The organism is Bacillus sp. AFS023182, from assembly GCF_002560575.1.
In the GTDB taxonomy this organism is placed as follows: Bacteria; Bacillota; Bacilli; order Bacillales; family Bacillaceae_G; genus Bacillus_A; species Bacillus_A arachidis.
This window is the reverse complement of record NZ_NTRO01000004.1, coordinates 231,783-256,540: the sequence shown is the minus strand read 5'-3', so window position 1 is coordinate 256,540 and position 24,758 is coordinate 231,783. Positions and strand designations below refer to the sequence as shown.

Below are 24,758 nucleotides of genomic sequence, written 5' to 3'. Positions count from 1 at the left end.
TTTTATGAATGTATATTCTGTTCAACTTCCTGACACTTTTCGCAAAAACTCGCAGTTTGTTCATTACCACAAATCATAGCATCTTGAAACTTATTTTTTAACTCTTGTACCATCTTCGTTCCAATCCCCATGTGACGATGAGACGGATTTACACTAATATGTTGAATCTTTAATACATCTTCTTCTTTAATAACTCCAATTATCCCAACAAAATCATCATTTTGTTTCCACAAATACAGTTGCCAATGATCATTTTTATCATATTCCTTCATTGTCACCTGTAAAGTTTTCACATCTTTTTCAGTTGGCATAAAAGAAAGAAGCCCCATTGCAATCTTTTCATAACTTTTTTTAAAACGAATTAACATAAACCTTATCCCTTCTTACAAAAGTTACAAACCATGTATCCCCTCTACTACTATTTTTACATCATATCCATTTTACAATATTTTCACTGTAGTGAGAAGGGCTGCCAAAACAACCTGATAATCATACAAAGAGAATTTAGGAAAGTCAAATGTATAGTATTCATTTATTTTCACTAATAAAATAAATGAATACTCACTTTCCTAAAATAAACTCAGCTTCTCTCAGAACTGATTGAACTACAAAGCTTACTGATTTCGAATAGCAAAATACATCTTCACTTTATTCTATGTATTTTTATAAAAATAGTTTTATTGCAAATAAGTTTAGTTAGCTATAAAAACTTTACTATTTACTCTCTTATCATTTACTGCACATTACTTACAAATTCCTGTTTATAGATTAAAACTTTTCTTATTTAAGTTTTCTCTCCAACTGCCACTACAAACATTGAACAAAGCAAACTTTTATATCCAAATATTTCTAGTCTTCTTTACATGTCATGTGAAATTTTGAATGATGATTCTTTAACAGCGAAAAAAATAAAAAGAGAGCACAGTGCTCTCTTCAGCTTACTCTTCCCAAACTTTAACTTCTTTCATTACATCGCCTTGACGCATGTTTAATACTGTTTCAATCCCACTTGTTGCTTTACCAAACACAGTATGTACACCGTCTAAATGTGGTTGTGGCTCATGAACGATAAAGAACTGGCTACCACCTGTATTACGGCCAGCATGCGCCATAGAAAGTGAACCAACTACATGTCTATGAGGATTTTCATCAGTTTCACATGGAATAGAGTAACCAGGGCCACCTGCTCCTGTTCCCGTTGGATCTCCACCTTGGCTTACGAAACCAGGAATAACACGATGGAACGTAACCCCATTATAGAAACCTTGATTTGCTAATTTTTTAAAGTTTTCAACTGTTTTTGGTGCTTCCTCCGAGAAAAATTCCAATTCGATTTTTTCTCCGTTTTCCATTAATATGTATCCTAAAGTTTTCATGCTTATATGTCTCCTTTCGACTATCTCAGCACTATATTACCATATTCGTGCTCAGAAACAAAAAGAATCCGACAATCTGCATACTTCTTTTTTAAAATCAGTACGAAGACGGATGACAAATTTTTAAAATATACTATAATTACTTTGTTGCCCGCAAATTTCAAGAAAAAGAAAGGGAGCGATTTTTCGTGAAAACGAAACTATTAGCCCTGCTATTAGCTGTTACGGTATTTATGATTCCGTCAGCTTCATTTGCAGACGTGATTGAGGGAGAATCAATCGTTACATTAGGAGAAAATTTATCTGAACAACAAAAACAGGAGCTTTTAAAAGAAATGAAAGCGCCAAAAGATGCGCAAGTTATTACTGTATCTAATGCGGAAGAACATAAATTTTTAGAAGGCATCGTTCCAAAATCACAAATTGGTACAAGAGCGATTTCCTCTTCTATGATTACGTATACAAAACCAGGATCTGGTCTTATTGTACGAGCAAAAAATATTAATTGGGTAACAGATGCAATGTACACAAATGCACTTATCACAGCAGGTGTCAAAGATGCAGAAATCCAGATTACAGCACCATTTAAAGTATCAGGAACAGCTGCTTTAACGGGCTTAATGAAAGCTTACGAAACTACAGCAAACAAAGAAATTCCTGAAGAAGTAAAAAAAGTCGCTAATGAAGAAATGGTACAAACAGCTAAGCTTGGTGATAAAATCGGTGACGAGAAAGCTGTTCAACTTGTTGCAAAAGTAAAAGAAGAAATCGCCAAAGAACAGCCGAAGACCACAGAGGATTTACGTGCGCTAATTAAAAAGATTGCTGATCAACTCGGTATTACACTAACAGATGAGCAATTAGATAACTTAGTTTCATTATTTGATAAAATGAAAAATTTAAATATTGACTGGAACCAAGTTGGTAGCCAATTAAATAAAGCGAAAGAACATGTTTCAGCCTTCTTAGGGTCTGAAGAAGGACAAAGTTTCCTAGATAAGATAAAAGATTTTTTCTCTAGTATCATTGATTTTATTAAATCATTATTTAAGTAATAAAAGCTCGTCAGTGACGAGCTTTTTCTTTATACATCCAAATTTAAAAACGACATAAACCCTCTTTTTTAGACGTGAGAGATCATCGCCCCATGCCTTGTGAAGACAAAAAGAGAAAATGAGTGGATATTTCTGTTTGTTTTCATAGCTGCGACTTATATGCAGGAAAACAAAATGGATTTATCCCACTATTTGCGGACAGTTACACTCTCATCTCAAAATGTTTCACTTTATACAAGCAGGGGTAACTTCATAATAGCTTCCTCTACAGAACGAACAACGTGACGCGCCTTTTCCTTTACATAGGGATGTGCATGATGAAGAGAAAAAGAATGTGGTGTTACTGTAAACATGGAAATATCATTAAAAGAATCACCAATACATGCCACTTCATGCGCTTCAATGTTTAAATGCTTCATCAACCGTTTTAAAGCACTTCCTTTACTAACCCCTATTGGCATAATATCCACATAGCCTTTTCCAGAAATAAAAATTTCAGCTTGCTCATGAAAAGTTTCTCTTAGCTCTTCATCTAATGTCACAATCTTTTCTGCTTCTCCATACACAAACAACTTTGAAGGATGGACTGTTTTACCAAACTCTTCTTCTAATGTTTCTATCTCCGCAATATGCACACTCATATATTCTTCAAAAGCATAATGATGTTCATTTTTCTTTTTGGTATATCTCTGCTCTTTTGCACATACAATATCAGCTAGTCTTTTTTCATGTATATATCGATATATTTCCTGGGCAACTTGATCATTAAATTTCGATTCATGGAATATTTGCCCGTTTGGTAATAGCATAGTAGCTCCATTTAAACCCGTCGTATAATATGGAAATCCGAATCTTCTAACCACATCTTGGATCCTATGTGTAAAACGGCCAGAAGCAAAGCAAATATTCGTTCCTTTTTCCGCTAACCAACAAAGTGCTTTTTCATCTTCTTTATGAATATGGCTTACATTATAAACGAGTGTATCGTCTAAATCACTTACAAATAGTTTGATCATGCTCTCTTCCCCTTTCATACACAATTTCTACTCTAAGTGTACGAAAAAAATGTTGTCTTTTTGTTACAAAACGATAAATTTATAATAAAAAATAAGCAGGAGAACGATCCTGCTTATTTTTGTCTACGTATATTTTGTGGATGGACAATACTTGGACGCACTTTTAAACTAGACATGGTCGGGCGTAATAATATTGTTTTTAATGCTCCCCAGTCAAATGGTAAAAACGGCCATAAATATGGTGTTTGCAAACTTTTGATGGACGTTAAAAATAAAATTAACATCGTCATGCCAATTACAAATCCTATCTCATGGAAGAAGCCAGTTAAAATAATAACAAATAATTTCCCTAGTTTGTTTCCAAGTCCTAATTCGTAACTTGGTGTTGCATATATTCCAATCATTGAAACCGCTGTATATAAAATAACTTCTGGAACAAATAATCCAACGTCAATTGCAATTTGCCCAATTAAAATCGCTGAAATTAAGCCGGTAGCTGATGATAGAGGAGTTGGTGTATGAATCGATGCCATTCGCAAAAATTCAATTCCAATATCGGCCATAACTATTTGTAACAATATAGGGAGATTGGTCATTTTATTTGGTCCAATGAAAGCAAGTTTTTCTGGTAACAACGTTGGATCGAACACAAAAACAAGCCAAAACGGTAATAAAAACAAAGAAAATATAATACCTACAAAACGAACCCATCTCAAAAATGTACCAACTGCCGGATTTTGCCTAAACTCTTCCGCGTGCTGTACATGGTGAAAATAAGTTGTTGGTGTAATCATTACGCTTGGTGATGTATCAACAATGAGTAATACATGTCCTTCTAATAAATGATTTGCCGCTACATCAGGTCTTTCTGTATAACGAATAAGTGGAAAAGGATTATAACTTTGTTTAACCAGAAACTCTTCAATCGTTTTATCTGCCATTGTAATGCCATCCATTTCAATACTCTCTAGCTCTTGCTTAATAATTTTTATCAAATCTGGATTCGCAACATCTTGAACATACGTAATGCAAATATCCGTTTGCGATCTATCTCCCACCCGAATAATTTCGTTTCGAAGGCGCGGATCACGAATACGTCTTCTTATCAATGCTGTATTAACAACAATGTTTTCCACAAAACCATCTCTTGCCCCGCGCACTACTTTTTCTGTATCCGGCTCTGTCGGTGTTCGGCCTGGATAACTACGAACATCAATTACAAAAGCTTCTGTTTCACCTTCTACAAAAATAATTACAAGACCAGATAAAACTTGTAGCATTACTTCATCCATCGTTTTCACTTTACTTACTTGTTGATGGATAAGTCGATTTTCTAAAAGCTTTACGGTATTCTCACCAACATCCCTTATCTCATTTGTATCAACTGCTTCTTCTAAAATCGGAATAATGTAGTTTGTATCACACAATCCATTTACAAATAATACACCAATCTCTTTATCAAGAATTTGAAACTTACGAATTCCTACATCAAATGTGACACCAAGTCCAGCTGTTTGTTTCAAATAATTTTCATTATCACTTATGAAGGAAGAAATCGGGATATTAACTTTCTTTTGTTTCGTCATAAAACCCACTTCTTTCTAAAATTAATTGAATTGCTTTTTTTGTAATTGGCGATCCTCGCTCCCACTCATCATTTCTACACATCTTTCCTATATCACCAATCCCTACAATTACAGGGACAGTTAATTCATCTAAACAATAAATCGTATCTCCATTAATTCTGCCAATTTCACCATCGGGGAGTCCGAATTTATCAACACCATATTCTGTTAATCTGCCTTCTCGATCTATACTGATATCTACACGAGCCCACTCCCAATGATGTGTATTAGATGCAACGGCTAAAATACCAAGAACATCAATTTGTTTATGCATTGCCACATATTTTAGCGCCTTTTCACCGGAACCCTCCCCTATAAATCCACTATCATCAAACATAACAAATACAGGGTCATATGGCGTTTGCATAATTAGCTCCACAATCTTCTTTCCCGTCAATTTTGTTGGATTGCTTTGCGATGCAGAAATACACCTTCCGCCAAATTCCTTTGTTAACAGCTCAATCGTTCTTTTTGCATATTCATCTCCATCTGTCACCAAGATAACCCTTCGTCTCATTTGATTTATCCTTTCGGTTTACATATAAGTGCTACAAAAAATGCAAATAATATCGCTGCTGAAATACCTGAAGAAGTTAAGCTAAACATGCCAATTCCAATTCCTAAATAACCATGTTTTTCAGCCGCCTCTAGTGCCCCGTGTAAAAGGGAATGTCCAAAGCTCGTTATAGGAACAGTTGCACCTGCACCTGCAAATTTTATGAGCTTATCATATAGTCCAAAACTATCTAAAATCGCTCCAATCACTACAAACGTTGCCATCAAATGTGCAGGGGTTAATTTAGCAAAATCCAATAAAATCTGTCCTATAACACAGATAGCTCCTCCAACGATAAACGCATATATAAAATCCACAATTCACACCCCTTTTACCCTTTCAAATACAACCCCATGTGCAATTGTCGGAATCGTTTCTTTTTGTTGAATCATAATCGGGCTTAACAATGCTCCTGTTGCAACTACAAAAATACGTTGTAAGTTTCCCTTTTGCATTTCTTTTAATAAATGACCGTATGTTACAACTGCCGAACAAGCACACCCGCTTCCACCTGCAAAGACCTCTTCTTGATCCCCATAATAAATCATTAATCCGCAATCATTATATACATTCCCTAAATCATACCCTTCCTCGAGTAAAAGTTGCTTCGTAATTGGCGCTCCAACACCTGATAAATCACCTGTAACGATTAGATCATAATCTGCTGCGCTTCTTCCTAAATCTTCAAAATGCTGTTGAATTGTATGAGCGGCAGCAGGCGCCATTGCTGACCCCATATCAAAAGGATCTGCAATTCCTAAATCTTGCACTACCCCAATGGTTGCAGCTGTTACTTTAATATTGCTCTGTTCTTTACTAATTAAAACTGCCCCTGCTCCTGTAACAGTTGATGTTGCTGTACCAGGTCTTTGCCCCCCGTATTCTGTCGGATAACGGAACTGCCGTTCGGCAGTTGCATTATGACTACTAACTGTAGCTATCACACGGTTAGCAAATCCTCCATCAATAAAAGCCGATCCAATTGCTAATGTTTCCATTGATGTCGCACAAGCACTGAACATGCCTAACAAAGGAATTCCAAGCTCCCGAGCCACGTAATTTGCTGTAACAGTTTGGTTTAATAAATCGCCTGCTAAAAGAAAATCAATTTGCGAAGGCTTTACATCTCCTTTTTGCATGACTTGCTGAATTGAATCATTCATCAATCGTCTTTCAGCGAGTTCCCAATTCTCTTCCTGACAGTGCAATTCATCATATGAAATATCAAAACACTTTCCAAGAGGACCTTCCGCTTCTTTTGGACCGACAGCAGTACCTGTTGCATTCACAAATATATTATTTTGAAATACCCATGTTTGCTTCCCTGTCAATCTCATATCTAGTCTCCTTTAAGATAACCAAAGTTTAAACGTATATCGAATTAGACCAACAATGTATGCTCCAACAACACCAAAGACAATTACACTTCCAGCAAGCTTAAACATATTTGTCGCAACTCCGAGTACAATTCCCTCACTACGATGCTCAATTGCCGCACTTGCCATTGAATTTGCAAATCCAGTAACAGGAACTGCTGAACCAGCCCCCCCAAATTGACCGATTTTATCATACACACCCAATCCCGTTAACACAGCTGATAATAACACAAGCGTTGCTATTGTAGGATTTCCGGCATTTTGCTCACTGAAGTGAAAATAGTGCATATAAAATTTCATCAAGCATTCACCTACTGTACAAATCAGGCCCCCTACGACAAACGCTTTTACACAATTCATCACATAATTTGACTTTGGGTGATAATCTTTTACTTTATGTATGTAATCATCTTTTAATTTATTTTGTGTCATCTTATTACCTCCTACCTTGCAAAATAAATCCAATGAAACAAAGACCCCATTACCTTCCCAAGCACAAGTGCAACGAGTAGAACCACAATTTTCCCATCTCCTCCGACACGTTTTGTGATTTTATAAACAAGTTGTTTTTTATTTTCTCTACTATGCTAAAATCTCCAACAACTTGTGCAACCTCTTCAATCTTCACCTCATATGAAGGAGATACCCTCAGCCTATTTCGCATTTTGAGATAGATTGTTCGCTCCACTCCACTCATCTCTTCACTATTCCTCGTAGTTGTAGTATGGTTTTTGGAAATTTTTCTAATACAACTTTTTTCATAAAAGTATTAGAGATTTACTACCGATTTAAATAAAAAAACATCTGCACCATGTGAGTACAGATGTTTTTTTATTATGACAAGTTTATATTTTAAATTTACTAAACCACCAATAAATTCTGTAAATATTTCCAGATGATTGAAATTCTTTGGTTTTGGAAAAGATAACAACAATAACATAAGATACAACTTTTTCATGATTTTTTTCTTTCCAAGTTTAGTTGAAATATCAATGCCGTCTAGTCTAATACAAAAAATCGAATAGATGGCTATTCATCTATTCGATCTTTCATCTGTTTTAATATTTTCTTTTCAAGCCTTGATACTTGAACCTGTGAAATTCCAATTCTCTCTGCTACTTCTGATTGAGTTTGATCTTTATAATAGCGCAAATATACAATTAAACGTTCGCGCTCATCCAATTCTCTAATCGCCTCTTTTAAGGCGATTTTATCAAACCATTTCGTTTCTGTTTGATCTGCAATTTGATCTAAGATTGTAATAGGATCTCCATCATTTTCATAAACCGTTTCATGTATGGATGATGGAGTACGGCTCGCTTCCTGTGCAAGAACCACTTCTTCTGGCGTTAGTTCAAGCGCCTCTGCTACCTCATTAATTGTTGGAGCCCTTCCATATTCTTTAGAAAGCTCATCTTTCATTTTTCGAATTTTATTTCCAGTCTCTTTTAAAGAGCGACTTACTTTCACTGATCCATCATCACGCAAAAATCGCTGTATTTCTCCAATAATCATTGGAACTGCATAGGTTGAAAATTTCACTTCAAAAGACAAATCAAATTTATCTACCGACTTCAAGAGCCCAATACAGCCAATTTGAAATAGATCATCTGGTTCATATCCTCGATTGAGGAAGCGTTGTACAACCGACCATACAAGCCGCATATTACTTTGGACTATCGTATCTCTCGCCCCTTGATCTCCATCTTGACTTTTTTGAATTAACGCTTTTAACTCGTGGTCCTTTAACTGAGGTTTCTTCTTCTCATTTCTGACCTCTATGTCCATAGGCAATTCTCCTTAATTGCATAGAGCGTTACGATTTGATAAGTATTTTGTCAAATGGATTGTTGTCCCGAAAGATTCATTTGAAATGACTTCTACTTCATCCATAAAATTTTCCATGATAGTAAATCCCATTCCGGAACGCTCTAATTCAGGTTTAGTTGTAAAAAGAGGTTGCCTTGCCTCATCTAAGTTAAAAATGCCAACCCCTTCATCTCGAATCGTGAGTTTCACCATTGCTTCTTCCAAAATCACTGAAATGTAAACAACACCTTCAGCATTCCCCTCATACCCATGAATAATTGCATTTGTGACTGCTTCAGACACAACTGTTTTAATCTCTGTCAATTCCTCCATCGTTGGATCCAATTGTGCGATAAAAGCAGCAACTGTAACACGAGCGAACGACTCATTTTGACTTAATGCTGAAAATTGAAGGTTCATTTCATTTCTCATTTATGCCACCCCCAATGTCGCGAGCGCATGCGCTTCACTTTCTTCTAAGCGAATGATTTTAAACAGACCTGACATTTCAAATAAACGTTTTACAGGAGGTGAGATTGCACAAACGACCATCTCCCCTCCTAAACTTTTAACATGCTTGTATCTGCCTAATATAACACCAAGACCAGAACTGTCCATAAATGTTAATTTTTCTAAACTTAATACAATATGATGAATACGATGCGTCTCAATCATATCCGTTACTTTTGCTCGCAACTCTTCAGCAGTATGATGATCTAGTTCACCCGCCAGCCTTACACATAAGACATCACGCTTTACTTCTAAATGCACGGAAAGACTCACACGATTTCCTCCTTATGCTTAAACTTTACTCATGTACATAAGATTTTCGTGAACATAAAATAAGAATCCTTCCTACTGACAAAAGAAGTACTATTTCGCCATAATGTGAATCTTTCAGCAATTATTCTACCTATTTCATGTATACAGATAGAATAGCGGCAATATTTTTGCCGCTATTTCGATGTTGAAAACGTCCCTAAACTTCTTTTAAATAGCTCCCACCAGCTTGCTGCAGCAACATCTTCTCTCGCTACAATCGTTTGCTTTAATAAAACATCCTTATCTTTTTTAATAACAAGTGTACCGAGTGCATCACCTTTTTTAATCGGTGCTTTTACTTTCTTTTCAGCAATAACTTCCTGTTTTATCTTGTCCATATTCTCGCCTTTTTTCATCAAAAGAGATACGTTTTCTGATGCAACTAAATCTACCTTGTCTTTCTTACCTTTTCCTACCTTTACGGTTTGAATTTTTTCACCGCGCTTATACAATTTTTTCGTTGTATATTGTCCAAATGCATAATCAAGGAGCTTTGTTACTTGATTGTTACGTTCTTTTGATGTTGGAGCTCCCATGACAACAGAAATGACACGCATGCCATTTTTTTCAGCTGATGCTGTTAAACAATATTTAGCTTCTGTTGTAAAACCTGTTTTCACCCCATCCACCCCAGGATAAAAACGAACTAATTTATTCGTATTCACGAGCCAAAATTTTTTCTCTGTATCTTCACGTAAGTAATCTTCATACTTTCCTGTATATTTTCGAATGAGTGGATACTTCATCAACTCTTTCGCCATAATTGCCATGTCATATGCTGTTGAATAATGATTTTTCGCTGGAAGACCCGTTGGATTTTGGAAATGTGTATTTTTCAATCCTAAATCCTTCGCTTTTTTATTCATCATGTTTACAAAACCTTCTTCTGAACCAGCGATATGCTCAGCAACTGCAACAGATGCATCATTTCCCGATGCAATTGCAATCCCTTTTAGCATTTCATTCACTGTCATTTCTTCACCCGGCTCAAGAAAGATTTGTGAACCACCCATCGAAGCTGCATGCTCACTTGCTCTAACTTTATCCTCTAGTTTTAGTTTTCCTTTTTCAACTTGTTCCATAATCAATAGCATTGTCATAATCTTTGTCATACTAGCAGGTGGCAATTTTTCATTTGGACTTTTCTCAAATAAAACTTTACCCGTATCTTGCTCAATAACAATTGCTGACGATGCTTGCTCCGCTAACTTCGGCCCTGCTTCTATTTCTGTTTTTTCAGACTGCGCTTTCTTAGATTCTGCAAAGCCAACCGAAACACCAGAAAATAGCAACATGAAACAAACAAGTATTCCAAAAACTCGCCTCATGACTAACCCTCCATTCTATATCAAACCTATTTTTTCCAATCAACGTGTTTTTATACCATATTTTTCTATAAATTCGTATTGACAAATAAATTCATCACATATATTGTATTAAGTGTATTACACCTAGTAGTACACTTAATATTCATCAGGAAGGAGACATTGCTCTTGCACATTCAACTCGATCCAAGAAGCAACACTCCGATATGGGAACAAATTGTTCAAAATATAAAAGAACGCGTACTAAAAAATATGTTAGCACCAAACGATAAACTACCATCTGTACGTGAACTCGCTTCACTTCTTGTCATTAATCCAAATACAGTAAGCAAAGCGTACCAGGCGTTAGAACGACAAGGAATTATTGAAACACTGCGAGGAAAAGGTACATTTGTCTCCCAATCGATTACACCAACATTAGATGAAAGGAAAATCGCTATGGTTGAAAAACACTTCCATCAATTATTACTAGAGGCTTCTTACCTTGGGATTACGAAAGAAAAAATTCACGATTGGATAGATTCGTACTATAAAGAACTAGGAGGGAATACGGATGCTAAAAGTGACGAGTCTCAAAAAAACAATTGATAATCAAGTCATTTTAGACAATATTTCTTTCACATTACAAAAAGGAAGTATTGTGGGATTACTCGGAAGAAACGGTGCGGGGAAAACTACTTTACTTCAAACACTCGTTGGTATTTTAGACCCAGATGAAGGTACTGTTACATACGACGAAACAGATGTTCATAAACATCCAGAAACGAAGCAGAAGGTAGCTTATGTACCAGATTCCACGAATGTATTAAACGGGTATACAGTAAAAGAAATCGCGAAGTTTTATAAAGCTGTTTATCACAATTTTAATGAAGAACATTTCTATAAGCTGCTAGAACGTTTTAAATTACCTGAAAAACGCATTCGCAGTTATTCACGAGGTATGAAGGCACTTCTTGCTATGATTCTAGCGTTTTGTACAGGTGTAGAATACATTATTTTAGATGAGCCAACCAATGGGCTTGACCCAATTGTAAAAAGACAAATTTTACAATTTTTAATTGAAGAAGTAGCAGAACGTGAGATTACCATTCTCATTTCTACTCATCACTTAGATGAAGTGGAAAAAATTGCAGACACGGTTATTATTTTAAAAGATCATACAATCGCATCGATTACAGCATTAGAAGATACGAAATCTCGCTATGCAAAAATACAAGTCGCTTATGAACGTTCACTACCACAAAAACTAGAAAACTTAAATCATGTAAAAATATTAAATCAAACAGGAAAAGTGTACACGATTTTAATTGAGGGCAATGTAGCAGCTACATTAGAAAAGTTTCATAAAGAACAGCCTATTTTATTAGAAGAATTACCAATGTCACTCGAAGATATATTTGTCACAACGTTTGAGGAGGATTCGCATGTTTCATAAAGCTTTATGGATGAGACAATGGAAACAAGGAAAATATATAATTCTATTGTTTTGGTTAATTAGTTTGTATCAACTCCCTTATAAATATTATCAAGCAGCACAAACGGCGCTTAACCAATCAAAAATGAAACTGGATGACTATGTGTATTATTATTCCTACTCTTTTAATACATTCGATAATCCCTTCGTCACGCAAGGAGCCATTCTTATTGCACTGGCTTGTCTTTTAACTGGATGGGAACGTAACAATCAATCTACTGATTTTCTATTCTCGATGCCTTTTAAGCGAAAAGATATTTTTTTAACAAAATGGTTGCTTGGCGTTTTGAATATTATTACAGTACACATAATTTGCTGGATTAGCATGTACGGAATAAAAAACATATCGTTTCACAATGAGTATCAAGTCTTTACTCCGTTCCATAGTTACTTTGTATATGCTACGGTTGTACTCATTGCTATTTATACATTCACTTTATTTATCGGAACTATTACTGGAAATATTTTCTCCCAAAGTAGCTTAACGGCAATTTTATTATTTTTACCATACGGTTCCGTATTATTAATCTCTGGATTCATTTATACCCATACACAATGGTCTTTAGAGGCAATGGGAGAAATAGAGGTGCAGACTCATGAGTACTTACAACATGTAGGGATTATTTCACCATTAGAATCTTTTTCTATTAATTATGATTACCATCCGATAGAAACATTTGATGACTATGGAAATAAACTTTCTAGTGTACTACAGGACAATCCAATGGAGCATACTTCTGTGCCTTCTCCTTGGACACTATTAACACCATTTGCTTACATCATGATCTTTTTACCATTATCAATTTTTCTATACACACGTACACCGAACGAACAAAACGGAAAAATACTATTGTTTCCTAGCTTACAAAGGTGGTTCATGCTTTGTACTGTTCTATGCTTCGGATTACTTGGCGGTAGAATATTAGGCGGACGAGATGCACTTCTGTCTTATTATATTGGATTTTTCCTATTCGCTATCATAAGTTACTTCATTTTTACACGTCTATTAAAATTGAAGTTTGCTTTTGGAGGGAGATAAAGTGAAACTTTATTCAGTGGGGGTTTTCTGTATCCCCCACCTATCTTCCTCGTTTTTCTCTGAATTTTGAGGTGTGGGTCTTACTGCCCGTTAATGTGGGATAAATACGAATTGAGGTGGGATCATGTTTCATAAAGCTTTATGGATACGGAATTATAAACAAGGAAAATATGTCATTACGCTCTTTTGGCTAAGTATTTTATACGCCTTACCATATAAATATTATGCTGCCGCACAGCACACAGATGAGTATTTACGCACGACAACAGATACTTATTATATGTATCATTTAGAGGGAGCGGACGCGATACTGTTTCCAGGTCTTCTATTAATGGTATTAGCAATCCTCTTAATCGGATGGGAACGCAATAACCAAAGTATCGATTTTCTTTGGTCTATGCCATTTAAACGGTCGCACTTATTTTTATCAAAATGGTTACTAGGCATTGTTCATATCGTAAGTGCGCTTAGCCTTAGTTGGCTTCTTATGTTTATCATCTATAAAAACACGATACACGTTCAATACCAATCCTTTTCACCATTTCATGTATACTTTGCTTATACAATCATTACGTTAATTGCAGTTTATACATTTACGCTCTTTATTGGGACGATTACAGGAAATGTGATTTCACAAAGTGTTTTAAGTTACATTATTATCATTTTACCTTTATACATCTTTCAGCTTGCGTTCCCTTTTTTCGCACTACATATAGATTTATCACGAGAAGAGTACAATTATAATTACATTAAATATGAAAAATATACAGAAAATATAAGTGTAGTAGCTCCTCTTAATCAGTTTCGTATTAACTACAACTATGATCCACAGAGGGACACTTTTGAAGATGAATTCGGAAACATACGAACAGGACCTACTTATCATCACACCCCGTCTGCTTGGGCACTGTTAAGCCCTGTTATCTATATACTCATTTGTCTTCCGCTAGGAGCTTATCTATATACACGCGCTCCGAATGAACATAACGGAAAAATATTGCTATATCCAAGACTTCATAAGTATTTCTTAATCTGTACTTCTATTTGTTTCGCACTTCTTGGCGGTACTATTTTTATTGATGGTAGTAATTCTTTACCTCTTTACTATATTTATTTTATAGGGTCTGGCATACTGACATATATTATCTTGCAGCGACTGTTAAAACACAAGCTTTCTTTATATGCAAAATAACCTCCTCACCCCAAGGAGGTTATTTCACATTCTCTCTTCTTTTTCCATATTCCTTCTCTTCTTTCATTCCAAAACCATCGCCATTCTCTATTATTTGATCTGTAGGAGCTACAATACTTTCAGCAATTCTCCAATCTCCTTGCTCTTGAACAAATACTTGAAGAAAGTAATTCATTCCATTTAGTTGATATGGAGTTTCTTTCTTCACTTCATAACGCACAGCAACGTAATACACTTGAACATTTTTATTTTCAAATTTAGAAACATATTGAGATAATCTCGGGATGTAATTTGAAGCTTTTTCAAGTGAAAGTTGTTTTACTTTTACGAGAGAAGAATTTGTAACATTGCGCAGTGTATCCTGCTCACGAATATTATTACTATGATGAAGTAAAATTCTACTCTGCATAGAACGAACCCATAATTTCGAATATAAAACAGGCTGATTACTTGCAATATAGTGCATTTCTTTTTGAACAACTTGGATTGGTGTTTTTGCATAAATCAATGTGCTAGAACATATAAAACTTCCAATCATAATTAGGAATGAGACCATATATTTCATTATTTTTCCTCCGATACTTTTTACTTAAAGTATTGGAGTTTCAAAATATTTTTATTCAAAAGAAAAAGGATAGGTAAGCATTTCGCTTCCTATCCTCATTTATTATAATACGCGACCAAATAACTCTAATACCATTTCAACTTCTTGATCGCTCCAACCTTTAAATTTCTCTCTATAATATTCTTTACGTACAGCTTCCAGTTTTTCAGCCACTTCTTTTCCATGATCTGTAATTTCTAAATATACAATACGACGATCTGAATCAGAACGTTTTCTCGTTACGAAGCCCTTTCGTACTAAACGATCTGTTACAGCTGTAATATGGCTAGATGTTACGTTTACTTCACTTGCAATTTGCGAAGCCATTTGCGGGCTCTTCCAAAATAACGCACGCAATACAGAAAACTCATTATATGGCATATGCTCTGAAAAACGTGTATTAATATCATTTTGTAATAAACGTATCATCTTTCGAAATGATGCAGATAAATCTAAAATCAGTGCTTCTCTTTTTTCGTTCACTAGCCTCGACCCTTTTTTATAATATTTACACATATTATAATCTATCGATACCTACATTGTATATGTTTTCTTTCCTTTCACTTCTCAATTATGTAACTTTTTACATACAATTTTCTCTCTCTTTCACTCATATACATATAAAAAGGATGGTGAGCAAAAATGCAAGTTGGCATGAACCCTTATTCACCTGATGTCCGCAATGGTAAACAAGCAACCATTACTGTGCAAGGAGAGGGAATTATAAAAGCAAAACCAAATGTCGTTGTATTAACAATTGGTATTAGAACAGACAATAAAGATGTGAAACAAGCACAAGAGGAGAACTCCATTCATTCTAGACAATTACTCGATGCACTTAAACAAATTGGTATCGCCGATAAGGATATAGAAACCATTTCATATACAATTACTCCCCAATATGAATATGTGAAAGAAAAAGCACTCTTACAAGGTTACCGAGTAGAGCATTTGTATGAAATTACCGTTTTAAATGTACAAAAAGCTGGGGAAGTATATGATATAGCTGTTACAAATGGTGCAAATGTAGCAAGAGGATTACGTTTTCTTATTTCCCATCCAAACGCGTACTATCAACAAGCACTCTTACAAGCAGTTCAACATGCTCAAGAAAAAGCTCGTATCATTGCAAGTTCATATAATTTAAATATTAATCCCGTCCCACTTTCACTCGTTGAAGAATCGGCACAAGTCCCACGTGAATTTATGTCTCATGCTACTTTACAAGCACAAGCCGCTCCTCCAATTCAATCTGGGGAACTCGAAATCATCTCTACTGTTCGAGCCATTTTCACATATTTGTAGCACCAATTAACTTTTAAGTAACCGTTCTCATTATATTTATTGTAAAAAGATTATGTTCTGATATAATAAAGGACGGTGGGCCCTTTTCATAGGGATATCACGGGTGGGAGAGGGATATGAAAAAGAAGGTTTAACATGAAAGGAATACTCGAAAGAACATTTAAATTAGACCTACACCACACATCACCAAAACAAGAAATATTAGCTGGAGTGACATCATTTTTCACAATCGTTTATATTATGATTGTCAATGCGTCCATTTTATCAGATGCCGGCATTCCGCTTGAAGCAGGAATTTTGGCAACTGTTTTTAGCTCATTTGTCGGATGTCTATTGATGGCATTTTGGGCAAATGCACCTGCTATTCTTGTACCAGGTATGGGTGTAAATGCATTCTTCACGTACACAGCTGTGCATACGCTTGGATTAAGTTGGCAAGAAGCATTAGCAGCTGTCTTTATCGCTGGTATTATTTTTGCAATTGCCGCGTTTACACCGATTGCTCGCACGCTTTCATTATCAATTCCAAAGTCATTAAAAGAAGCGATCACTGTCGGTATTGGTTTATTCTTAGCTTTCATTGGCTTGCAAAAAGGTGGTCTTGTCGTTTCGAATCCGAACACTGCTGTTGCATTAGGAAAATTAAGTAATCCTGTTGTTCTAGCAACACTGCTTACTCTTGTTGTGGCACTTGTGTTATTTATTCGTAACGTACGTGGGAACTTTTTATGGACGATTGCAATTGGAACCGGTATTGCATGGATATTTGGTCTTGTTGATACAGGCCAGGTTGGAAATAGCTCATTTTCAATCTCAAACTATGGAGATGTATTTGGAGCTATGTCCTTTGGAAAGCTTTCTTCCTTACCGTTTTGGATTGCAACATTTTCCTTAAGCATGGTGCTTATTTTTGAGAACATGGGACTTTTACATGGATTATTAGAAGATGACCGTAAATTCCCACGTGCCTATCAAGCAAATGCAATTTCAGCAATGACATGTGGTCTATTTGGCACAAGTCCTACCGTTTCAACAGTAGAAAGTGCCGCAGGTATTACAGCAGGTGGTAAAACAGGTCTGACGTCTATCGTTACAGGGATGTTGTTCTTTGCATCACTGTTTGCTCTTCCGTTTGTAAAATTAATTCCTGATAGTGCCATTGCACCAATCTTAATTATTATTGGCGGCCTGATGATTTCAAACATTCAAGAAATCCCTCTAAACGACTTTTCAGAAGGATTTCCAGCGTTTTTAATTATCGTTATGATTCCGCTCACATATAGTATCGCCGATGGCATTGCGTTCGGATTTATTGCTTACCCTATTTTAAAGATCGCTCTTGGAAAGCATAAAGAAGTCGCGCCGTCCATGTATATCATTGCATGCCTATTCTTAGCCATGTTTGTGTTACACACTATTGGCTAGAGAAAAAACGCCGAGGGAGTTCCTCGGCGTTTTTTACTTAAACCAGCCTTTTTTATAAAACCAAACCATCATTCCTCCACCAATTAACACCATAATAGCTAAACAAATAAAATAGCTATATTTCCCTACTAATTCTGGCATATGCGCGAAGTTCATCCCATACACCCCGGCAATGAATGTGAGTGGCATGAAAATCGTCGAGAAAACAGTTAATGTTTTCATAATATTGTTCATATGATGAGAATTCAACGAAAAATAGCTATCTCTGATATCAGCTGTTAACTCTCGACTTGCTTCAATCATTTCTGAAAGCTTTAGCAAATGATCATGAATATCTTTAAAATAAATCTCATGGTCGCTTACACCATAAAACCTAGTGGAATTTAAAATACGATACAAGAGATCGCGCATCGGTATAATGGTACGCCTAAGCTTAGATAAATCCGCACGAATATCGAATACTTCCTCTAGTACACTCCCTGCTGTATCACCTGTTAAATTATCATCAATTGCATTTAAATGATCTTCAATATAGTAAACAGGTGCAAAGTAATCATCCACAATTTGGTCAATGATTGTATGTGCTACATGTAAGGAACTCTTCTTGATACGTTTTCTCTCGCCAAGCGTTGTCCACACTCTTTCAATCGCATTATTATGTGAAAAATGGAAAGAAACGATATAACGATCACTAACAAATAAATCGATCTCATGCGGTTCTAATCCATCTTCTCCAAATGCGTGGAGAACTAAAAAGTTATATCCGTCATAGAAATCCACTTTTGGCCTCTGAACATATTCTACACAATCTTCAATCGCAAGGGGATGGAACTTAAAATGCTCTTGCAAAATGTATGTATACTCTTCTTTTGTTGGCTTATATAAATCAAGCCAATACCATACGATATCTTCTCGTCCTGTTTCTTCTAACGAAACATCATATAATACTTCATCTTCTTTCGTTACTGCACAAATTCTAATCATAATTTCACCCATTAATATTATAAACAAAAAACAGTCAAAAAAGCCAAGGAGAAGTCTCCTTGGCTTTTTCAGCTTATTTCGTTACAATGCCATGCACAAGTTTCGGTGCATCCACATGTTCTTTCGTTATTTTCATGTTCTCATAAATTTTTTCTTTTACATCTTCTACATTTTCGCGGTTTGCGTAAATCGTAACAAGTGAGTCACCTTTTTTCACGCTATCCCCTACTTTTTTGCGAAGCATAAGTCCAACTGCTAAATCAATTTCAGATTCTTTCGTTGCACGTCCTGCACCTAAAAGCATTGCTGCTGTTCCAATTTCATCTGCAACAATTTCAGATACGTATCCATCTTCTTTTGCCTCTACCTCAATTTTAAATTGTGCTTGTGGTAGTTTAGAAGGATCATCAACAACTGAAGCGTCTCCGCCTTGCGCTGCTAGGAACGTTTTAAATGCTTCTAACGCTTTTCCGTTGTTCATAACTTCAATTAGTTTTTCACGCGCATCTTCTAAAGAAGAAGCTTTTCCAGCAAGGTATACCATTTGACTTCCAAGTATTAAACATAACTCTTCTAAGTCTTTCGGTCCTTTACCTTGTAATGTATCAATTGCCTCTTGTACTTCTAATGCATTACCAATGGCCTCGCCAAGCGGTTGACTCATATCAGAAATAACTGCCATTGTTTTACGACCAACATTATTACCGATACGTACCATTGCTTCTGCTAAACGTTTTGCATCTTCATCCGTTTTCATAAATGCACCTGCACCTGTTTTCACATCAAGCACAATTGCATCAGCACCAGCTGCAATTTTCTTACTCATAATAGAGCTTGCAATCAGAGGGATTGAGTTTACTGTCGCAGTTACATCACGAAGCGCATATAGTTTTTTATCGGCAGGTGTCAAGTTTCCACTTTGACCGATAACAGCAATTTTATTTTCATTTACAAGACGAATAAATTCATCATTTTCAATCTCTACATGGAACCCTGGAACTGCTTCTAATTTATCAATCGTACCACCTGTATGCCCTAAACCACGGCCTGACATTTTTGCAACTGGTACATCTAAAGCAGCTACTAATGGACCTAACACAAGCGTAGTTGTATCACCAACACCACCTGTTGAATGCTTATCTACTTTTACGCCTTCAATCGCTGATAAGTCAATTGTATCGCCGCTATTTACCATTGCCATCGTTAAATCAGCACGCTCTTGTTCATTCATATCTTGGAAGAAAATTGCCATTGCAAGTGAGCTCATTTGATAATCTGGAATATCACCATTTGTATAGCCTTCTACAATAAAATTTACTTCTTCCGTCGTTAATGCATGTCCATCACGTTTTTTCGCAATTAGGTCCACCATTCTCATTGTAAACTCATCCCTTCATTTGTTTTACAATTGCTTTTACTAATGCTAAGAAATTAGATTTTACACGTTCTGTTGTTTCAATTACCTCATCATGATGAAGTGGTTGATCTAAAATACCAGCTGCCATATTTGAAATACAAGAAATACCAAGTACTTTCATACCAGCATGACGTGCAACGATAACTTCTGGTACAGTTGACATTCCAACCGCATCGCCACCAAGTGTACGAAGCATACGGATTTCTGCAGGTGTTTCATATACTGGGCCTGTCATCGCAACATATACACCTTCTTGTATTTTAATGTTTAAATCAGTTGCAACTTGTTTTGCCATCATACGAAGTTCTTTTGTGTATGATTCAGACATATCAGGGAAACGTACTCCCATTTCAGAATCATTTGGTCCAATCAATGGATTGTGTCCCATAAAGTTAATGTGATCTGTAATTAACATTAGATCTCCTGGTTCAAATGATGTATTTACACCACCAGCTGCATTTGTTACAACAACTGTTTCTACACCTAGTTCTTTCATAACACGAACTGGGAATGTTACCTTTTGCATGTCATATCCTTCGTAATAATGGAAACGACCTTGCATTGCCACTACTGTTACACCTTGAAGTGTACCAAATACAAGCTGACCAGCATGACCTTCTACAGTTGAAACAGGAAATTCAGGAATTTCACTATACGGTACTGTTACAGCATTTTCGATTTCATCTGCTAATACACCTAGTCCAGAACCAAGGATAAGTCCTACTTGTGGTGTTTCTTGGAATTTCTCTTTTAAGTATGAAGCTGATTTTGTAATAAGTTCACGATTCATTATATTTTCCCCCTTATTTCTTTAAGTTGTTTAAGAAACTTGTTCCGTATTCTGGCATTGCTACACCGAAGTTTTCTGCTACTGTTGCACCAATATCAGCAAATGTTTGACGAAGTGCTAATTCTTCTCCGCCTTCTTTCATGCTTGGACTATATGCCAATAATGGTACATATTCACGGGTATGGTCTGTACCATGGTGAATTGGATCATTACCATGATCCGCTGTAATTAGTAATAAATCATCTTCTTTTAGTTTTTCAAATACTTCTGGAAGACGTGCATCATATTCTTGCAACGCCTCTCCGTATCCTTGAGGATCACGGCGATGACCAAACAGCGCATCAAAATCAACTAAGTTCAAGAAGCTAAGACCTGTAAAGTCCATATTTAATGTATCTACAAGCTTGTCCATTCCATCCATATTCGATTTTGTACGAAGAGATTCAGTTACGCCTTCTCCGTCGTAAATATCAGAAATTTTGCCAATTGCAATGACATCATAGTTACTGTCTTTCAATTCATTCATGACTGTACGACCGAATGGTTTTAATGCATAGTCATGACGGTTTGGTGTACGTGTGAAGTTTCCTGGCTCTCCAATGAATGGACGAGCAATAACACGACCTACCATATACTTTTCATCCAGTGTTAACTCACGTGCAATTTTACAAATGCTGTATAGTTCTTCAAGTGGTACAACTTCTTCATGTGCAGCAATTTGTAATACGCTATCAGCGGAAGTATAAACAATTAGAGATCCGGTTTCCATTTGCTCTTGACCAAGTTCATCAAGAATTTCAGTTCCAGAAGCAGGTTTATTCCCAATAATTTTACGTCCTGTTTTTGCTTCTAATTCATCTAATAATTCTTTTGGGAATCCTTCTGGGAACACTTGGAATGGCTTATCAATGTAAAGGCCCATTATTTCCCAATGACCTGTCATTGTATCTTTACCAGTAGATTTCTCTTGCATTTTTGTATAATAGCCAAGTGGTTTCTCTACTTTTGAAATCCCTTTCATTTCACGAATGTTACCAAGGCCTAATTTCACCATATTTGGCATTTGTAATCCGTTCATATGTTCAGCAATATGACCGATTGTATCAGAGCCTAAATCGCCAAATTTTTCAGCATCCGGTGCTTCCCCGATTCCTACTGAGTCCATTACGACTAGGAAAATACGTTTATATTTATTCATAACTGCAACCTCCTTTATGTTCAGTTCCACTCCTTGTAGTATGTTCAAAACGTTGTAAAGTGAAACTGCTATCAATGAGAATTCTCTCGTTTTCCACTTACTAAAACACTTCTTCAAGTCATGCTCCAACCCTCTTCGCTCTATTTTCAAACGAAGCAAAAAACTTTCCTATTTTTTCTAAGTCAGATGTCAGACATCTCATGTTGATATCATAACATGTTTACGCTTTCTTTTTAATACATTTTCGTAGAAATTCTTATTTTCTTCACATTTTCTATTGTAATCCATTCTGCACTGAAGTGCTAATGAAATTATGATTTATTTCATTAACCTAAAGAAAAAAGCAGCTCTAAAGAGCCGCTTCTTATTTTACTTCTACTGTTTCCTCTTTATGTTCGTGAAGTTCACCTTTTTTCACATGAACTTTCACTTTATAAGCACCATTTTCTTTAAATGTATGTTTACTTACATACTCACCTTTATCCCCTTCCTTTGCGGGAATAAACTCATGCTTTTCAACGCCATCTTTCCAAATTTCAAGCTGTACTTCAGCTCCAGTTAACGCTTCTTCTTTTTGCTTCAAATGAACTTTCATTGTTGATTCATTATTTGCTTTTACATCGCCAGCCATAAGATGAATCATCGTATCACTCTTGTGACCACCGTGCCCTGCTTCATGGCCACTTTTTTCTTTCTTCGCATCTTCAACTTTCGCATTTCCTACAGCTATTTTCACTTCTGGCATAACATGCATTTCACGTGCATTTGTATGTGCAATAACATGATACACACCATCAGATGGGAATGTTTTTTCTACTGCATAAACACCTTTTCCTTTATGTTTACCGTTTAGCATTTCATGCTTCTCTTCGCCATCTTTCCAAATTTCGAACTTCACATCGTCAGCATCCGTTACTTTTTCTTTTCCTTGTGTAACAAGTGCCTGCACTTCTGTTTTTTCATTTGGTTTAATTTCTTTCGGATTTGTTTGAACCGCTACTTTCACTTCTTCAATTTTGTCTTTTTTCGTTGATTCTTCTTTCTTTGTATTACAACCAGCTAATGCTAGCATCGCGATAAATAAAGTAATTACAAGTTTTTTCATTTTGATTTCCTCCTTTATACTTTATTTAGTATAGAGGATATACCAGTTCATATTCCAGCCTTCTGCTGAAAACAATGTACGAAATGTTTGTGAAGTTTTTGTGAATTCCTCACATCTACTTACTTTTTATTCTCAAAACGCTTTATTCGTTTACTAATTAGCTCTGGCAATATACATTCATTTTGATTTTCCCACATATAAGTCGCGGCTATAAAGAACAAAAGGTTACCGCTACTTATTTTCTCTCTTCGTTTTCACCTGGCATAGGGCAGGAAAAAGAACTGACCGCTTCTATGCATGGCCGGATTCTCTCCCACCTAAAACACTTTCTCAATTTGTACTTATATAAATAAAAAATAAAAAGAGCATAATACTTATGCTCTCGGATGAAACTGTTTATATACATCTTTTAATCTAGTTTTTGAAACATGCGTATAGATTTGCGTTGTTGAAATATCTGCATGCCCAAGCATTTCTTGTACAGCACGCAAATCCGCTCCATTCTCTAATAAATGAGTCGCAAAAGAATGTCTTAATGTATGCGGCGTAAGCTCTTTTTCTATATTGGCCTCTTTTGCTAAGCGCTTTAAAATCTTCCAAAAACCTTGACGTGACAATCGATTACCATGATGGTTCAAAAATAGTGCATCGACTGCTTTCTTCCCCATTAATTCTTTTCTTCCCTTTTCAATATAACGTTGAATTGCTTCCGTAGCCAAACTTCCTAATGGGATGATCCGCTCTTTATTCCCTTTTCCAATGCAGCGAACAAACCCCATTGTCAAATGAACATCCTCTAAATTTAGTGCTATCAATTCAGAGACGCGGAGTCCTGTTGCATACAACAACTCTAGCATAGCCTTATCCCGAATACCGAACGCACTTGTCGCTTTGGGCATTTGAAGTAATGCCTCTACCTCGCTCACTGACAATACTTTCGGTAATTTCCTCTCACCTTGAGGTGTTTCAATATGTACAGATGGATCGTGTTCTACCACTCTTTCACGAAGTAGAAATTGATGAAATGAACGAATAGAGGCAATGTGGCGTGCCAAAGTTTTTGATGATTTTCCGTTCTCTTTTAAATACTGCAAAAAATTCACAATGTGCATCCTTGTCACTTCATGAAATGTTTTTATTTGTTCGACATTTTGTAAATACTTCACATAGCTTTTTAAATCACGTTCATAAGATACAACTGTATTTTTTGCTAAACCTTTTTCAACAATCATATAATGAATAAAATCTTTTAATTGATCTTCCAA

27 protein-coding genes and 2 pseudogenes are annotated in these 24,758 nt (G+C 35.9%); 7 read left to right on the top strand and 22 right to left on the bottom strand.

Annotation, left to right across the window (positions count from 1 at the left end; all coding sequences use genetic code 11):
- Window positions 1–2: 2 nt before the first annotated feature.
- On the bottom strand, window positions 3–368 hold the full coding sequence (locus CN288_RS03125; protein ID WP_026590103.1) for a GNAT family N-acetyltransferase: 366 nt from the start codon (window positions 366–368) through the stop codon (window positions 3–5).
- Between the two features lie 570 nt (window positions 369–938).
- A complete protein-coding gene (locus CN288_RS03120) occupies window positions 939–1,376 on the bottom strand; it encodes a peptidylprolyl isomerase (protein WP_026590102.1) in 438 nt (145 codons plus the stop codon).
- Between the two features lie 188 nt (window positions 1,377–1,564).
- Between CN288_RS03120 and CN288_RS03115 the strand changes: the two genes are divergently transcribed.
- A complete protein-coding gene (locus CN288_RS03115) occupies window positions 1,565–2,431 on the top strand; it encodes a DUF1002 domain-containing protein (RefSeq protein WP_026590101.1) in 867 nt (288 codons plus the stop codon).
- Between the two features lie 230 nt (window positions 2,432–2,661).
- On the opposite strand, the gene CN288_RS03110 is transcribed toward CN288_RS03115, so the two are convergent.
- The 12 genes and pseudogenes from CN288_RS03110 to CN288_RS03060 all read right to left on the bottom strand — a co-directional run bounded on the left by CN288_RS03110 (window position 2,662) and on the right by CN288_RS03060 (window position 10,963).
- The gene (locus CN288_RS03110; RefSeq protein WP_026590100.1) at window positions 2,662–3,465 is read right to left on the bottom strand and encodes a Cof-type HAD-IIB family hydrolase; all 804 of its coding nucleotides are present in this window, start codon (window positions 3,463–3,465) and stop codon (window positions 2,662–2,664) included.
- Window positions 3,466–3,560: 95 nt separating this feature from the next.
- On the bottom strand, window positions 3,561–5,033 hold the full coding sequence (locus tag CN288_RS03105; RefSeq protein ID WP_026590099.1) for a spore germination protein: 1,473 nt from the start codon (window positions 5,031–5,033) through the stop codon (window positions 3,561–3,563).
- A complete protein-coding gene (locus CN288_RS03100) occupies window positions 5,011–5,589 on the bottom strand; it encodes a stage V sporulation protein AE (protein ID WP_026590098.1) in 579 nt (192 codons plus the stop codon). The genes CN288_RS03105 and CN288_RS03100 overlap by 23 nt, the downstream gene beginning before the upstream one ends.
- Before the next feature lie 5 nt (window positions 5,590–5,594).
- Entirely contained in the window at window positions 5,595–5,945 is a 351-nt protein-coding gene (spoVAE, locus tag CN288_RS03095; protein WP_026590097.1) for a stage V sporulation protein AE, read from the bottom strand.
- Window positions 5,946–5,948: 3 nt separating this feature from the next.
- Window positions 5,949–6,965 carry a stage V sporulation protein AD gene (gene spoVAD, locus CN288_RS03090; protein WP_026590096.1) on the bottom strand — a complete coding sequence of 339 codons (1,017 nt, stop codon included), beginning with the start codon at window positions 6,963–6,965 and terminating at the stop codon, window positions 5,949–5,951.
- A gap of 12 nt (window positions 6,966–6,977) precedes the next feature.
- Entirely contained in the window at window positions 6,978–7,436 is a 459-nt protein-coding gene (gene spoVAC / locus CN288_RS03085) for a stage V sporulation protein AC (RefSeq protein ID WP_026590095.1), read from the bottom strand.
- 11 nt (window positions 7,437–7,447) lie between these two features.
- A pseudogene (locus CN288_RS30160) lies at window positions 7,448–7,555 on the bottom strand (stage V sporulation protein AB); the annotation flags it as partial.
- Window positions 7,544–7,692, bottom strand: a pseudogene (locus CN288_RS29385) (stage V sporulation protein AA); the annotation flags it as partial. The pseudogenes CN288_RS29385 and CN288_RS30160, both read right to left, overlap by 12 nt.
- Window positions 7,693–8,033: 341 nt before the next feature.
- On the bottom strand, window positions 8,034–8,792 hold the full coding sequence (sigF, locus tag CN288_RS03075; protein ID WP_026590094.1) for an RNA polymerase sporulation sigma factor SigF: 759 nt from the start codon (window positions 8,790–8,792) through the stop codon (window positions 8,034–8,036).
- A 12-nt stretch (window positions 8,793–8,804) separates the two neighbouring features.
- Window positions 8,805–9,245, bottom strand: a complete 441-nt coding sequence (gene spoIIAB, locus CN288_RS03070; RefSeq protein ID WP_026590093.1) for an anti-sigma F factor — start codon at window positions 9,243–9,245, stop codon at window positions 8,805–8,807.
- A complete protein-coding gene (gene spoIIAA / locus CN288_RS03065) occupies window positions 9,246–9,596 on the bottom strand; it encodes an anti-sigma F factor antagonist (protein WP_026590092.1) in 351 nt (116 codons plus the stop codon).
- 173 nt (window positions 9,597–9,769) lie between these two features.
- Entirely contained in the window at window positions 9,770–10,963 is a 1,194-nt protein-coding gene (locus CN288_RS03060) for a D-alanyl-D-alanine carboxypeptidase family protein (protein ID WP_026590091.1), read from the bottom strand.
- Window positions 10,964–11,128: 165 nt separating this feature from the next.
- On the opposite strand from CN288_RS03060, the gene CN288_RS03050 reads away from it, so the two are divergent.
- From CN288_RS03050 to CN288_RS03035, 4 genes are all read left to right on the top strand, one after another.
- Complete coding sequence (locus CN288_RS03050; RefSeq protein ID WP_026590090.1) at window positions 11,129–11,548, top strand: GntR family transcriptional regulator; 420 nt, start codon at window positions 11,129–11,131, stop codon at window positions 11,546–11,548.
- Window positions 11,514–12,395: an ABC transporter ATP-binding protein gene (locus CN288_RS03045; protein WP_026590089.1), complete on the top strand. Its 882-nt coding sequence runs from the start codon at window positions 11,514–11,516 to the stop codon at window positions 12,393–12,395. Before CN288_RS03050 ends, CN288_RS03045 begins: the two co-directional genes overlap by 35 nt.
- The gene (locus tag CN288_RS03040) at window positions 12,385–13,473 is read left to right on the top strand and encodes an ABC-2 transporter permease (RefSeq protein ID WP_026590088.1); all 1,089 of its coding nucleotides are present in this window, start codon (window positions 12,385–12,387) and stop codon (window positions 13,471–13,473) included. Before CN288_RS03045 ends, CN288_RS03040 begins: the two co-directional genes overlap by 11 nt.
- A gap of 124 nt (window positions 13,474–13,597) precedes the next feature.
- Complete coding sequence (locus tag CN288_RS03035) at window positions 13,598–14,665, top strand: ABC transporter permease subunit (protein ID WP_026590087.1); 1,068 nt, start codon at window positions 13,598–13,600, stop codon at window positions 14,663–14,665.
- A gap of 19 nt (window positions 14,666–14,684) precedes the next feature.
- Here CN288_RS03035 and CN288_RS03030 read toward each other — a convergent pair whose 3' ends face one another.
- Together CN288_RS03030 and CN288_RS03020 are read right to left on the bottom strand one after the other, a co-directional pair.
- Window positions 14,685–15,230, bottom strand: a complete 546-nt coding sequence (locus CN288_RS03030) for a hypothetical protein (RefSeq protein ID WP_026590086.1) — start codon at window positions 15,228–15,230, stop codon at window positions 14,685–14,687.
- 102 nt (window positions 15,231–15,332) lie between these two features.
- On the bottom strand, window positions 15,333–15,752 hold the full coding sequence (locus CN288_RS03020) for a MarR family winged helix-turn-helix transcriptional regulator (RefSeq protein WP_141527918.1): 420 nt from the start codon (window positions 15,750–15,752) through the stop codon (window positions 15,333–15,335).
- Window positions 15,753–15,911: 159 nt separating this feature from the next.
- On the opposite strand from CN288_RS03020, the gene CN288_RS03015 reads away from it, so the two are divergent.
- Window positions 15,912–16,574 (top strand): SIMPL domain-containing protein, encoded by a 663-nt coding sequence (locus tag CN288_RS03015; protein ID WP_026590084.1) that lies wholly within the window; start codon window positions 15,912–15,914, stop codon window positions 16,572–16,574.
- Window positions 16,575–16,709: 135 nt separating this feature from the next.
- Complete coding sequence (locus CN288_RS03010; RefSeq protein WP_098301793.1) at window positions 16,710–17,999, top strand: NCS2 family permease; 1,290 nt, start codon at window positions 16,710–16,712, stop codon at window positions 17,997–17,999.
- A 33-nt stretch (window positions 18,000–18,032) separates the two neighbouring features.
- On the opposite strand, the gene corA is transcribed toward CN288_RS03010, so the two are convergent.
- The 6 genes from corA to xerD form a co-directional block, all read right to left on the bottom strand.
- Window positions 18,033–18,995 (bottom strand): magnesium/cobalt transporter CorA, encoded by a 963-nt coding sequence (corA, locus tag CN288_RS03005; protein WP_026590082.1) that lies wholly within the window; start codon window positions 18,993–18,995, stop codon window positions 18,033–18,035.
- 61 nt (window positions 18,996–19,056) lie between these two features.
- A complete protein-coding gene (locus CN288_RS03000) occupies window positions 19,057–20,361 on the bottom strand; it encodes a pyrimidine-nucleoside phosphorylase (protein ID WP_026590081.1) in 1,305 nt (434 codons plus the stop codon).
- A gap of 7 nt (window positions 20,362–20,368) precedes the next feature.
- Window positions 20,369–21,190, bottom strand: coding sequence for a purine-nucleoside phosphorylase (locus CN288_RS02995; protein WP_026590080.1), 822 nt, complete (start codon window positions 21,188–21,190; stop codon window positions 20,369–20,371).
- Window positions 21,191–21,203: 13 nt separating this feature from the next.
- Window positions 21,204–22,388: a phosphopentomutase gene (gene deoB, locus CN288_RS02990; protein ID WP_026590079.1), complete on the bottom strand. Its 1,185-nt coding sequence runs from the start codon at window positions 22,386–22,388 to the stop codon at window positions 21,204–21,206.
- Window positions 22,389–22,752: 364 nt separating this feature from the next.
- On the bottom strand, window positions 22,753–23,493 hold the full coding sequence (locus CN288_RS02985) for a FixH family protein (RefSeq protein ID WP_026590078.1): 741 nt from the start codon (window positions 23,491–23,493) through the stop codon (window positions 22,753–22,755).
- 374 nt (window positions 23,494–23,867) lie between these two features.
- Window positions 23,868–24,758, bottom strand: a complete 891-nt coding sequence (xerD, locus tag CN288_RS02980) for a site-specific tyrosine recombinase XerD (protein WP_026590077.1) — start codon at window positions 24,756–24,758, stop codon at window positions 23,868–23,870.

What these genes read in the sequence shown, in the direction of transcription:
- CN288_RS03125 (WP_026590103.1), bottom strand. Translation starts at nt 368, where the DNA reads ATGTTAATTCGTTTTAAAAAAAGTTATGAAAAGATTGCAATGGGGCTT.
- CN288_RS03120 (WP_026590102.1), bottom strand. Translation starts at nt 1,376, where the DNA reads ATGAAAACTTTAGGATACATATTAATGGAAAACGGAGAAAAAATCGAA.
- CN288_RS03110 (WP_026590100.1), bottom strand. Translation starts at nt 3,465, where the DNA reads ATGAAAGGGGAAGAGAGCATGATCAAACTATTTGTAAGTGATTTAGAC.
- CN288_RS03105 (WP_026590099.1), bottom strand. Translation starts at nt 5,033, where the DNA reads ATGACGAAACAAAAGAAAGTTAATATCCCGATTTCTTCCTTCATAAGT.
- CN288_RS03100 (WP_026590098.1), bottom strand. Translation starts at nt 5,589, where the DNA reads ATGAGACGAAGGGTTATCTTGGTGACAGATGGAGATGAATATGCAAAA.
- spoVAD (WP_026590096.1), bottom strand. Translation starts at nt 6,965, where the DNA reads ATGAGATTGACAGGGAAGCAAACATGGGTATTTCAAAATAATATATTT.
- spoVAC (WP_026590095.1), bottom strand. Translation starts at nt 7,436, where the DNA reads ATGACACAAAATAAATTAAAAGATGATTACATACATAAAGTAAAAGAT.
- sigF (WP_026590094.1), bottom strand. Translation starts at nt 8,792, where the DNA reads ATGGACATAGAGGTCAGAAATGAGAAGAAGAAACCTCAGTTAAAGGAC.
- spoIIAB (WP_026590093.1), bottom strand. Translation starts at nt 9,245, where the DNA reads ATGAGAAATGAAATGAACCTTCAATTTTCAGCATTAAGTCAAAATGAG.
- CN288_RS03060 (WP_026590091.1), bottom strand. Translation starts at nt 10,963, where the DNA reads ATGAGGCGAGTTTTTGGAATACTTGTTTGTTTCATGTTGCTATTTTCT.
- CN288_RS03045 (WP_026590089.1), top strand. Translation starts at nt 11,514, where the DNA reads ATGCTAAAAGTGACGAGTCTCAAAAAAACAATTGATAATCAAGTCATT.
- CN288_RS03040 (WP_026590088.1), top strand. Translation starts at nt 12,385, where the DNA reads ATGTTTCATAAAGCTTTATGGATGAGACAATGGAAACAAGGAAAATAT.
- CN288_RS03035 (WP_026590087.1), top strand. Translation starts at nt 13,598, where the DNA reads ATGTTTCATAAAGCTTTATGGATACGGAATTATAAACAAGGAAAATAT.
- CN288_RS03030 (WP_026590086.1), bottom strand. Translation starts at nt 15,230, where the DNA reads ATGAAATATATGGTCTCATTCCTAATTATGATTGGAAGTTTTATATGT.
- CN288_RS03015 (WP_026590084.1), top strand. Translation starts at nt 15,912, where the DNA reads ATGCAAGTTGGCATGAACCCTTATTCACCTGATGTCCGCAATGGTAAA.
- CN288_RS03010 (WP_098301793.1), top strand. Translation starts at nt 16,710, where the DNA reads ATGAAAGGAATACTCGAAAGAACATTTAAATTAGACCTACACCACACA.
- corA (WP_026590082.1), bottom strand. Translation starts at nt 18,995, where the DNA reads ATGGGTGAAATTATGATTAGAATTTGTGCAGTAACGAAAGAAGATGAA.
- CN288_RS03000 (WP_026590081.1), bottom strand. Translation starts at nt 20,361, where the DNA reads ATGAGAATGGTGGACCTAATTGCGAAAAAACGTGATGGACATGCATTA.
- CN288_RS02995 (WP_026590080.1), bottom strand. Translation starts at nt 21,190, where the DNA reads ATGAATCGTGAACTTATTACAAAATCAGCTTCATACTTAAAAGAGAAA.
- deoB (WP_026590079.1), bottom strand. Translation starts at nt 22,388, where the DNA reads ATGAATAAATATAAACGTATTTTCCTAGTCGTAATGGACTCAGTAGGA.
- CN288_RS02985 (WP_026590078.1), bottom strand. Translation starts at nt 23,493, where the DNA reads ATGAAAAAACTTGTAATTACTTTATTTATCGCGATGCTAGCATTAGCT.